Here is a 10825-nt window from a genome sequence, read left to right as displayed (position 1 = left end):
AATTATATTATTCAAGAAAAAAATAGTTTGTTTGTTTATGTTTCAACTATGTTAAGATATTAGTTACTGTAACAGTAACAACCGATTTAAGGTGGTTATTGCGGCGGGGTTCACCTCTTCCCATTTCGAACAGAGAAGTTAAGCCCGCTAGCGCAGATGGTACTGCATTTATGTGGGAGAGTATGTCGCTGCCTTTTTTTAGAAGTCCTTTACTGAAAAGTAAAGGACTTTTTTGTTTTATAGGACCAGCGTGTCGCAAGCTCGATGCGCTGCCTTTTTTTATAAAATCCTCAACTTTTTTAAGTTGGGGATTTTTTTTTGCATATAGGTGCAGCGTGTTCGCCCTTTGGGCTCGGTTCGCTGCCTTTATTTATAAGTTTTTACTGAAAAGTAGAGAGCTTTTTTGTTTTATAAAACCAGCGTGTTCGCCCTTTGGGGTTTGATGCGCTACCTGTTTTTGTTTATAGACGTAATTAGAAGTGTTTTACTGCCTTTTTATTGTATGCTTTTATGATAATTAACTATAGGTATCAATTTACTTTCGTGTTCCGGTGCTCTTTTTAGGATACTGGATTGAAAGAGAACTATGAACTATCGATGCTGTCTTTTAGTTCTTTTTTATGTTTAAATAGAAAAACAAATAAGATGATGAATTGCTTACTATGTTTCTTTACGTGAAAAAACTCTACTTCTAAAGTTAAGTTTATTTTTCCGAAACTGATTGAAGGGAGATTTGTAGATAGTCTTATTTTGAAAGAATGTAAGTACTAAAATCATGGAGAAGGAATGTTTTAAGTTAAATCTGAAGAGGTAGATTATAAGTGAACATATGTAGGTTTGGAAGTAAATAGGGGGGGCTTTTTATAGATCTTATTCTTAGTCTTTTTGAAAAAAAAACGAGTTATACTTTTTCTGGAAAGTTTGTAATAATTCCATCTACTTTTAGTTCTTTTAAGAGTTGGATGTCCGATGTGTTATTTACTGTCCAAGGATATATTTTTAGGCCTAGATCTTTAATTGCTTTTACATTATCTATAGTAAGTAGTTTGTAGTATGGATTTATTGCAGCAGCATTTAACTTAAGTGCAAAGGGAAGTATCGAGTTAATTGGTTCTTGGCCAATAAGGACAGCTATAGGAATAGAGGTTTTTTGTTGTGAAATGATTTCTAATTCATCCCAGCGGAAACTAGAAATAACAAAGTCTTCTTTTGTCCAGCCTTTTTCAATGTATTTTTCAATGATTTTATAAGAGCCAATAGCAGTATTGGATCCTTTTAGTTCGATGTTTAAAATGGCTTTACGTTGGATTGTCTCGATTACTTCTTGTAAGGTGGGAATTAGATGGTTGTTGTTGATTTTAATGTCTCTAAGTTCTTTAAAAGAGTAATCTTCAATATTTCCTTTTTTATCCGTGAGTCTATCAAGTGTATGATCATGGAAGACCATTAATTCACCACTTTTAATTCTGTATACATCTATTTCGATCATGTCGCAATTAAGCTCTAATGCTTTTTTAATTGAAGAGATGGTGTTTTCTGTTATGTGACCCATCGCTCCACGATGGCCTATTCTCAAGATCTTTGTGGTTTGCATTGTATGACATGAATTATTTATATATTATAAATCTAATGAAAATGAGGATGTCAAAGAAAGATTGATTTAGTTATTTTGTAACTTAAATCCGATTGAATTTTCAAGATTGTTATTGAGGAAAGGGAGAACTATAAAAAAAGCCGAAAATAATTTTATTTTCGGCTTTTAATTGTTATTTTATTGGAGAACCGTAAAGGTCAAATTCGGTTGCTTCGGTAATTTTAACTTCTACAAATTCACCTACTTTTACGTAATGTTCAGTTGCGTTAATCAATACTTCGTTATCTACATCTGGGCTGTCAAATTCAGTACGACCAATAAAATGGTTTCCTTCTTTTCTATCAATAATACAACGATAGGTTTTACCAATTTTTTCTTGGTTTAATTCCCATGAGATTTGAGCTTGAATTTCCATAATTTCGTTGGCTCTCGCTTGTTTTATTTCTTGAGGAACGTTATCTTCTAATAGATATGCATGGGTGTTTTCTTCATGGGAATAAGCAAAGCATCCCAATCTTTCAAAACGCATTTCTTGAACCCAGTTTTTAAGTATTTCAAAATCTTCTTCTGTTTCTCCTGGATAACCTACGATAAGAGTGGTTCTTATAGCCATGCCAGGTACGGCTAATCTGAAATCTTTTAACAACTGAGTTGTTTTTGCATATGTAGTTCCACGACGCATTGATTTTAGAATGTTATCTGAAATATGTTGTAGTGGAATATCTATATAATTACAGATTTTCGGTTCATTTTTCATTAATTCCAAAACATCCATTGGAAAGCCTGTTGGGAAAGCATAGTGAAGGCGAATCCATTCAATTCCCTCGACTTGTATTAAGTTTTCTAATAACTCAGCAAGGTTTCTTTTTTTGTATAAGTCTAAACCGTAATAGGTTAAGTCTTGTGCGATTAAAATAAGTTCTTTAACACCATTTTTTGCTAAACCTTCAGCTTCTTTTACCAATTTTTCAATAGGTTGAGAAATGTGTTTTCCACGCATGATTGGAATGGCACAAAAACTGCAAGGACGGTCGCATCCTTCTGCAATCTTTAAATATGCATAATTTTTAGGAGTTGTCGTTAAGCGTTCTCCTAATAATTCGTGTTTATAGTCTGCTCCTAAGGCTTTTAAAAGAATTGGAAGGTCTGTAGTTCCGAAGTATTGGTCTACATTTGGAATTTCTGCTTCCAAATCAGGTTTATATCTTTCCGATAAACAGCCTGTAACAAATACTTTGTCTACTAAGCCTTGTTCCTTTTTCTCAACATACTCCAAAATGGTATTTACCGATTCCGCTTTTGCATTATTGATAAAACCACAAGTGTTGATTACGATGATATTACCTTCGTCTTCGGTAGCTTCGTGAGTTACTTCCTTGCCACTTGCGCGTAATTGGCCCATTAACACTTCACTGTCGTAAACGTTTTTGGAACAACCTAAGGTAATCACGTTAATCTTATTGTTTTTTAAAGTTTTGGTTCTCATTGTTTTGAAAATTGGATTGCAAAATTACGCTTTTTTTAGGCATCGACAAAGAGATTCTTTTTTATCGATGAAATACTAGTTATAGTGATGTGACAAAACTACAAAGACCGATGAGTCTATATTCATCGGTCTGTATAATTTTTATTTGTTTCAAGGTTATAATTTGAAGATTCCTCCAAATACAATGATGGTTTCTCCGAAGAAGAAGTCATGAGAAGCTTTGTCTGTTTTATCAGATGTGGTGCGAACGTCGTACATGTTAATGTATCCGCCTTTTAATTCTGCTTGAACAAAAAAGTGCTTTAGAAAAGTAATATTCAAACCTGCTTTTAAAGAAGCTCCAAGGCCAGATACATGAAATTGGTCGTTGCGTTCCTTTCCAAGTAGTTTAGTATTGGTCCTAGGAAATACAATTCCAAAACCTGCGCCTTCTGTTATATTTATTTGGATTTTATCCGTGTTTGTAATACCAAATAATTTTGAGATATCGTCAACTCTATTTATTTCCGTGTTTACATAATTTAAACCGTCTGTATGTTCAAAGGTTAAAAAATCTTCAGTTAGTAGAACCTTATCATTTGGTAGTTGTTCTCCAAACCCACCTTGATTTGGGTAGTATCCATTGATGGATACTGTTTGGTTTTGTCTCATAACATACTTCATATGGTCTACACCAATTGAAATGTTATATTTGTCTGTAATGAAATACCCTAATCTGAAATTTGTTTGTGGTATTGTCATTCTAGCTGGATTGATATAGTCTATGTGCCATCCTTTAGGTTTGTCATCAGCTTTTACGTCTTGTAGTGTGAAGTCATAGTCAGCTCCTTGGAATCGAATATCTGAGTTTGTAAAAGAACCTCTGTTTCCTCCCCAATAGATGTAAAATTTACCTTTGTTAGAGGCTGTGTATTTTAATGGTGTAGTTGTTGTTTCTTGTGCTAAGCCGCTCCATGTTGCTAAACAAAGTATTAGCAAGGATTGAAATAGATTTTTCATAATACTGTTTTAACTATTGAAATTTATTGCTGCAAATATACGACAAAAAAAATCCCCTTAATTAAATTGAATTAAGGGGATTTTTAGATGTTAAATGTTTTAGAAGTTAATGCTGTAGGTTAAGCTTATAGAGTTTTCTTTTGTTTTAACTCTAGCTGCATCAGGTATTCCTGAACTAATAAAGCTTACATCATATGGTCTAGAAGCATGTCCGTATGCTAAATCTAGTCTAGATGCTCCAAAATCATAACCTAAACCTGCTGAATAGCTGTTTAAATCTCCTATTGCCTTTTCCGACTTGTATGGGCTTTGTTCAAATCTATAGCCTCCTCTAATGCTGAATTGATTTATTCTGTATTCTCCACCTATGCGTACTTCGCTTGTAGTGGTTAGGTTGTTTGAGAGAATATTGTTGATGTAGCTAAAATCTTGTACTGGTTTCATTTTAGTATTACTATAATCTTTTAAAGTGTAGTCAATACTAATTAGTCCAGATTGACCAAATATGTAAGCTATACTACCAGTGTAAGAAGCGGGAGTTTGAACTGTGTATTTGTCATAAATATTAATTACGTTTGGTGCGGTTTTTTGAAGAGATAGTTCATTGTTATCATTTCTCCATTCTGTTGAGAGTGCTTGAACTAATTCGTCATTTAAACGATACCATGTTGGAGATTCATAGGCTAGACCAACGCGAAGTTGTTCCGTTACCTGTGCTATTCCTCCTATATTAAATGAAAATCCGTTTCCATAGGTATAGATTTCATTTTCAAAACGCATTTTAGTTATCCCACTTTCAGTAAGTGTGTTGGTGCTTTGAAATGCACTACTGTACATAGTGTAATCTACAAAGTGTAGGTTTAAATTTGCACCTAAATAAAAGCGATCACCTAGTTGAGCGCCAAAGTTACCGGTTAATTTACCATTAAAACCACTGCTCGTCATATAGCTTTCTTGGTTATAAGGACCGTCAATCATGTTGCTTACGTACTTATTGCTGTTGGTGTCGTAATCATAGAGGTTCTCTTGAAAGCCTAAAAATGCTTGCTGAGCTCCAATACCTTGTGTTCGTCCAAGATAAGAGTAAACTCCATCGATTGACTCTCCGGTCGCTACCGCTAAATCTTGTGGATTGTACGGTGATCCATTATTGCCGAAGTTCGCAGTGTTCAAGAAATAGTCGCTCAAAGAATTGTTTGGGTTAATCCCGCGAGAAAACAGTGTGTTATTTAGGTTCTTCGTTGTTTCATAATTAACACCAATAACGAACTTCTTCATGGTGTTTTCTGGATTCCTAGATTGAAATACGAAAGCAGCTCCCATTTGACCTAGTTCAATGTTGTTATCTTTTTCTGTGGATTTATTTCCAAGAAAATTAGAAGTGTTCTTTTTTCCATTGAAACCAAAAGAGAAACTAGTTGTGTTGTGGTTAAAAAGTGCACTTCCAGCAGGATTGGTATTGATAGCTGATAAATCACCTCCAACTGCTCCAAAGGCACCACTCATAGCTTTAAAACGCGCGGTTCCATTCAATCCTTTGTCTGTTAATCGCAAGGCGTCATTCGGTGTTGTTTGCTGTGCTTGTATTGCCGAAGCAAAGCAAAGAGCTGTTATTATACTAAAGTATCGTTTCATATGTTTTTTATATAATAGTAAGTGAATTATCTTCTTCCTCCTCCGCTTCTTCCTGAACTCGTACGGCTACTTCCTCCATAGTTACCTCCTCTAGAAGGTGATGGTGAAGAGTAGTTTGATCTAGATGGGGTGGTTCTTATAGTGCTATTAGTGTTGTTTCTGTTGCTGTTATAAGAGCTGTTGTTGTAAGTGCGTGAGCTGTTGTTGGGTCTTGAATAATTATTATTATCACGTGTACTTCTGATAGTATTAGTTCTATTGCTAGAGTTTTCTCTATTTATAGTATTGCTGTTAACTCTTCTGTTGCTGTTGAAGTTAGGGTCTACTCTTCTGTTAGAGTTGTAAATAGACCTGTTGGAACTGTTGTAGTTTCTGTTAGATTGGTTAACTGAACGTCCAGAGTTGTTGATTACTCTATTGTTATAATATCCTGTTCGTTGCCCAGTATTTTGTACTACATATCTGTTGTTATAACGATGGCTTGGATAGTAGTAATGTGGGTAGTAAGGATAATGTGGGTATCCCCAACTGCTACCGTACCAAGGTGAATAATAGCCACCCCAGCCCCAGTTAAAGCCAAAACTTATTCCCCAGTAAGGACTACCATACCATGAGTTATAGTAAGGTGAGTATCCCCAACCATTATTGTAAATATTTATTGATACATTATCAGTTTCATCTCCCCATCCCCCATAGCCTATTGCTTGCAGAGGTTTATGGTTTGTACTATCTGATGTAGAAGAAGTGTAGTTGTCAACATCTGTGAAATATTGAAGGTCTTCTCCGGCTTGTTTAAAATAGTTGCTATAATAATTCGCATCAGCATTACTTTGAGTAATCTGCTGTTGTCTTGGAGTACTATTGTATACTCCATCGTTATCGTAGTATGAAGTATTTTGATACGACCCGCAAGATACCACTAAGCCCATGATGAGGATAAGTGCTCCTAATCGAGCAAGTTTACTTTGTAATCCGTTGTAAGTTTTCATATCATCCTGTTTTTTATTGTCGTTCAAAGCAAAAATAGTTAGATTTGTGCAATATTCGAAGTTAATTAAAGATAAACAAAATTTGTGCCAATATATTAAAGATGAGCAAGAACATTACTAAAAGAGCAGAGGATTATTCGAAGTGGTATAATGAACTGGTAGTTAAGGCAGATTTGGCTGAGAACTCAGGAGTTAGAGGTTGTATGGTTATCAAACCGTATGGGTATGCTATTTGGGAAAAAATGCAGGCAGAGTTGGATAGAAAATTTAAAGAAACTGGGCATCAAAATGCTTATTTTCCGTTATTTATACCCAAGTCGTATTTTAGTAAAGAGGCGAGTCATGTTGATGGATTTGCTAAAGAGTGTGCTGTAGTGACTCATTATCGACTAAGAACTGCGGAAGATGGCAAAACAATTGAAGTGGATCCAGATGCAAAGCTAGAAGAAGAATTGATTGTTAGACCTACATCGGAAACGATTATATGGGATACTTATAGAAAATGGATTGAGTCTTATAGGGATTTACCTATTTTGATAAATCAATGGGCAAACGTTGTTCGTTGGGAAATGAGAACTCGCTTGTTTTTAAGGACTTCTGAGTTTTTATGGCAAGAAGGGCATACAGCTCATGCTACAAAAGATGAGGCGGTATTTGAAGCAGAGCAAATGCTTGATGTGTATGCTGAGTTTGCGGAAAACTTTATGGCTATTCCAGTGGTTAGAGGGTTTAAAACAGAAAATGAGCGCTTTGCAGGTGCGATAGAAACGTATTGTATTGAAGCGTTAATGCAAGATGGTAAAGCGCTTCAGGCTGGAACTTCTCATTTCTTAGGACAGAATTTCGCAAAAGCTTTTGATGTTAAATTCACAAATCAGGAAGGTAAGCAAGAATATGTATGGGCTACTTCATGGGGTGTTTCGACTAGGTTGATGGGGGCTTTGGTTATGACTCACTCAGATGATAATGGATTGGTGTTGCCACCTAATTTAGCTCCTATTCAAGTTGTGATTATTCCTATTCATAAAAATGATGAGCAATTAGAAGCAATTAGAGCGGAGGTAAAAGTATTGACGGATCGATTCAAGAAATTAAATATTTCTTTTAAATTTGATGACCGTACAACTTTTAAGCCGGGATGGAAATTTAATGAGTATGAGTTAAAAGGTGTTCCATTGAGAATTGCTATTGGACCTAAAGATTTGGAGAATGGAACTTTTGAAGTGGCTCGAAGAGATACGTTGACTAAGGAGATTATTTCTAAGGATGATGCAGTTTCTTATGTTCAGGAAATGTTAGAGGAGATTCAACGAAATTTGTATCAAAAGGCGTTGGATTATAGAGAGGAGCATATCACTGAGGTGAATTCTTTTGAAGATTTTAAAGATGTTCTTGAGAATAAAGGAGGATTTGTTTCTGCACATTGGGATGGTACGGTTGAGACAGAGGAGAAAATAAAAGAAATAACTAAGGCTACAATTCGATGTATCCCTATGGATAGAAAAGAAGAGTTAGGTGTTTGTGTTTTAACAGGTAAGCCTTCTTTGGGAAGAGTTTATTTTGCGAAAGCTTATTAAAAAAAAATATATTTTTTGTTTTTTACTTGCAGGATTGAAAAATAGTTGTAGTTTTGCATCCGCATTAAAGAAACAAATGGTCCGTTCGTCTAGGGGTTAGGACGCCAGGTTTTCATCCTGGTAACAGGGGTTCGATTCCCCTACGGACTACAATTAAGTTCATAGAAATACATTGTTATAAAATACAAGCGGTCCGTTCGTCTAGGGGTTAGGACGCCAGGTTTTCATCCTGGTAACAGGGGTTCGATTCCCCTACGGACTACAAGAAAAAAAAATAGTAGAGACTTACATAAAATAAGGAAATAAAATGGCAAATCATAAGTCAGCTTTAAAAAGAATCAGAAGCAACGATAAGAAAAGAGTATTAAATAGATATCAACATAAAACAACTCGTAACGCTATTAAAGCACTACGTTTAGTTGAAGATAAAAATGAAGCAGCTGAGAAGTTAAACGTTGTTGTGTCTATGATTGATAAGTTAGCTAAGAAAAATATTATTCATAGCAACAAGGCATCAAATTTAAAATCTAGCTTAACAAAACACGTTGCGGCTTTATAATATCGCAATGTTTTTGAAGTGTCAGTAAATATAGCTCTCCGTATCGAGGGCTTTTTTTGTTGATTTTAAAAGTATAGGATGTTAAGTTTTGTTACAAATAAAAAAAAAAGAACCCATATATGACACCGATTAGAAATATAGCAATTATTGCTCACGTTGACCACGGTAAAACAACCATGGTTGATAAGATAATGTACCATTGTCAGTTGTTTCGTGAAACCGAAAATACTGGGGATTTAATCTTGGATAACGAAGATATTGAAAGAGAAAGAGGAATCACCATTACAGCGAAGAACGTTTCGGTTATGTATAAGGGGACTAAAATCAATATTATTGATACTCCTGGTCACGCGGATTTTGGTGGAGAAGTAGAGCGTGTTTTAAACATGGCTGATGGAGTATTGCTTATTGTAGATGCATTTGAAGGACCTATGCCTCAAACGCGTTTTGTTTTGCAAAAAGCGATTGATTTAGGATTGAAACCATGTGTAGTTGTAAATAAAGTTGATAAAGAAAACTGTACTCCTGACGATGTTCATGAGAAAGTTTTTGATTTAATGTTCGAACTTGGGGCGGAAGAATGGCAACTAGATTTTCCAGCTGTTTATGGTTCTGCTAAGAACAATTGGATGTCTACGGATTGGAGACAACCTACAACAAGCTTAGAGCCTTTGTTGGATATGGTTTTAGATCATATACCAGTTGCTGAAGTGAAAGAAGGAACTCCACAATTGTTAGTTACTTCTTTGGATTATTCAGCATTTACTGGTCGTATTGCAATTGGCCGTCTGCACAGAGGTGTTTTAAAAGAAGGAATGCCTGTTTCTTTAGTAAAGAGAGATGGTAGTATTATCAAGTCACGTATTAAAGAGTTACATACTTTTGAAGGAGTTGGTCGTAAAAAAGTATCAGAAGTAGTTGCTGGAGACATTTGTGCTATTGTTGGAGTTGAAGGTTTTGAAATCGGTGATACTATTGCTGATCATGAAAACCCTGAAGCGTTGAAAACTATTGCGATCGATGAGCCAACAATGAGTATGTTGTTTACGATTAATGATTCTCCATTTTTTGGTAAAGAAGGTAAATTTGTTACATCTCGTCATATTAGAGAGCGTTTAACAAAAGAGTTGGAGAAAAACTTAGCGATGAGATTAGGTGAAACTGACTCTGCTGATAAGTTTATGGTATTTGGTCGTGGTGTATTGCATTTATCTGTTCTTATTGAAACAATGAGAAGAGAAGGGTACGAACTACAGATTGGACAACCTCAAGTAATTATAAAAGAGGTTAATGGTGTTAAATGTGAGCCAATAGAGGAATTGACTATTGATTTACCAGAAAATCTTTCCGGTAGAGCTGTAGAGTTTGTTTCTATACGTAAAGGAGAAATGCTTTCAATGGAAGGTAAAGGGGATAGAATGATTGTTAAATTCAATATTCCTTCACGTGGAATTATTGGTTTGAGAAATCAATTATTAACTGCTACCGCTGGTGAGGCTATTATGTCACACCGTTATATTGGATATGAACCTTACAAAGGTGAGATTCCTGGGCGTAACAATGGATCGTTAATTTCTATGGAAAATGGAAAAGCAATTCCTTATTCTATTGATAAATTGCAGGATCGTGGTAAATTCTTCGTTGATCCTAATGAGGAAATTTATGAGGGTCAAGTTATTGGTGAGAACTCTCGTAGTGATGATATGTGTATTAACGTAACGAAGGCTAAAAAGCAGTCAAACGTTCGTTCTTCTGGTAATGATGAAAAAGCTAGGATTATTCCTCCAATCAAATTCTCTCTTGAAGAAGCTCTAGAGTATATTCAGAAAGATGAGTATGTTGAGGTTACGCCAAAATCAATCCGTATTAGAAAAATATTCTTAAAGGAAACAGATAGAAAAAGAAATAAAATTTAATTATTTCTTAAAGTAAAAAAGCCGGTTTTATTTAAAACTGGCTTTTTTTATTTTATTCTTGTCTTTGGAG

8 protein-coding genes, 2 tRNA genes and 1 rRNA gene are annotated in these 10825 nt (G+C 35.1%); 6 read left to right on the top strand and 5 right to left on the bottom strand.

Annotation, left to right across the window (positions count from 1 at the left end; translation table 11 throughout):
- The first annotated feature begins 87 nt into the window (after nt 1-87).
- A 5S ribosomal RNA gene (rrf, locus tag BM024_RS04670) occupies nt 88-197 on the top strand.
- 704 nt (nt 198-901) lie between these two features.
- On the opposite strand, the gene BM024_RS04665 is transcribed toward rrf, so the two are convergent.
- The 5 genes from BM024_RS04665 to BM024_RS04645 form a co-directional block, all read right to left on the bottom strand.
- On the bottom strand, nt 902-1594 hold the full coding sequence (locus BM024_RS04665) for a glycerophosphodiester phosphodiesterase (RefSeq protein WP_090678288.1): 693 nt from the start codon (nt 1592-1594) through the stop codon (nt 902-904).
- Between the two features lie 172 nt (nt 1595-1766).
- Nucleotides 1767-3080, bottom strand: coding sequence for a 30S ribosomal protein S12 methylthiotransferase RimO (gene rimO / locus BM024_RS04660; protein WP_090678287.1), 1314 nt, complete (start codon nt 3078-3080; stop codon nt 1767-1769).
- 156 nt (nt 3081-3236) lie between these two features.
- Entirely contained in the window at nt 3237-4079 is an 843-nt protein-coding gene (locus BM024_RS04655; protein WP_090678286.1) for a hypothetical protein, read from the bottom strand.
- 99 nt (nt 4080-4178) lie between these two features.
- Nucleotides 4179-5714 carry an OmpP1/FadL family transporter gene (locus BM024_RS04650; RefSeq protein WP_090678285.1) on the bottom strand — a complete coding sequence of 512 codons (1536 nt, stop codon included), beginning with the start codon at nt 5712-5714 and terminating at the stop codon, nt 4179-4181.
- 26 nt (nt 5715-5740) lie between these two features.
- Nucleotides 5741-6703: a hypothetical protein gene (locus BM024_RS04645; RefSeq protein WP_090678284.1), complete on the bottom strand. Its 963-nt coding sequence runs from the start codon at nt 6701-6703 to the stop codon at nt 5741-5743.
- A gap of 101 nt (nt 6704-6804) precedes the next feature.
- On the opposite strand from BM024_RS04645, the gene proS reads away from it, so the two are divergent.
- From proS to typA, 5 genes are all read left to right on the top strand, one after another.
- Nucleotides 6805-8280: a proline--tRNA ligase gene (gene proS, locus BM024_RS04640; protein WP_090678283.1), complete on the top strand. Its 1476-nt coding sequence runs from the start codon at nt 6805-6807 to the stop codon at nt 8278-8280.
- A 78-nt stretch (nt 8281-8358) separates the two neighbouring features.
- Nucleotides 8359-8430: transfer RNA gene (locus BM024_RS04635), tRNA-Glu, on the top strand.
- A gap of 40 nt (nt 8431-8470) precedes the next feature.
- Nucleotides 8471-8542, top strand: a tRNA-Glu gene (locus BM024_RS04630).
- A 45-nt stretch (nt 8543-8587) separates the two neighbouring features.
- Nucleotides 8588-8839: a 30S ribosomal protein S20 gene (gene rpsT / locus BM024_RS04625; RefSeq protein ID WP_090678282.1), complete on the top strand. Its 252-nt coding sequence runs from the start codon at nt 8588-8590 to the stop codon at nt 8837-8839.
- Between the two features lie 119 nt (nt 8840-8958).
- Complete coding sequence (gene typA, locus BM024_RS04620; protein WP_090678281.1) at nt 8959-10755, top strand: translational GTPase TypA; 1797 nt, start codon at nt 8959-8961, stop codon at nt 10753-10755.
- The last annotated feature ends 70 nt before the right edge of the window (nt 10756-10825 follow it).

Source organism: Myroides guanonis, assembly GCF_900114085.1.
GTDB classification, from domain to species: Bacteria; Bacteroidota; Bacteroidia; order Flavobacteriales; family Flavobacteriaceae; genus Flavobacterium; species Flavobacterium guanonis.
The sequence above is the reverse complement of the archived record's forward strand: the minus strand, read 5'-3'. Positions and strand labels throughout refer to the sequence as shown.